Source organism: Paenibacillus forsythiae T98 (assembly GCF_000520735.1).
Lineage (GTDB): Bacteria > Bacillota > Bacilli > Paenibacillales > Paenibacillaceae > Paenibacillus_AQ > Paenibacillus_AQ forsythiae.
On sequence record NZ_ASSC01000009.1, the window covers coordinates 1 to 777 of the forward strand.

The window sequence follows — 777 nt, forward strand, 5'->3', positions numbered from 1 at the left end:
ACCGCCATCACGATAAAGAGCGAATGCAGGCCGCCCTCAAGCGCGTCCCGCAGCCATGCGTCCGCCGCACCGGAGAGCTTGGCTCCGGCATGAGGGTTCAACAGTTTATTCATATCCGCTCCCGTAATTTCACCCGAAGCCGCGCCTTTCAGCATGCGGTCGATTCGCAGGTTCAGCCAGGAACCGAACACAGCTACACCGACGGTCTGTCCCAGCGAGCGGGTGAAGGTGTTCAGCGCCGTCGAAGCGCCGCGCATGCGATGCCCCACAGAAGACTGCGCGATAATCGTAAAGACGGTCGAGCAGTAGCCGAAGCCTACGCCGCAGAGCAGCATCAGGAGGAGCATAAGGAGAGGGGACGAGCCTCGGGACAGCAGCGCCAGCCCGAAGGCCCCGGCGAAGATCAGCGCAAGGCCCAGCATGGCCGTTCGGCGCGAGCCCGCGCGCAGGATGAGGCGCCCGCCCGCTACGGAGCCGAAGATCCAGCCAACCGACAGCGGAGCAATCAGCAGGCCGGACAATGCCGCGCTCCCTCCGTCCACCCCCTGGACCCAGAGCGGCACATACGTGGGCAGCCCGATAACCAGCGAGCTGATTAACAGGTTGGCGCCCGTCGAGAAGGCGATGTTGCGGACCCGGAATAAGCCCAGCGGCAGCATAGGCTCCGGGACGCGCCGCTCCACCGCCCAGAAAGCGGCCAGCAGCAGCGCGGATGCCGCAAGCAGCGCGATGAGCAGCGGCGAATTCCAGGGGATGCTCTGACCGCCGGTGGACAGG

General features: G+C 65.5%; 1 protein-coding gene. It reads right to left on the reverse strand.

Annotated features, from left to right (window positions below; all coding sequences use genetic code 11):
- On the reverse strand, positions 1–777 hold a 777-nt coding region (locus L692_RS0100350), incomplete at both ends, for an MFS transporter (protein WP_025696149.1).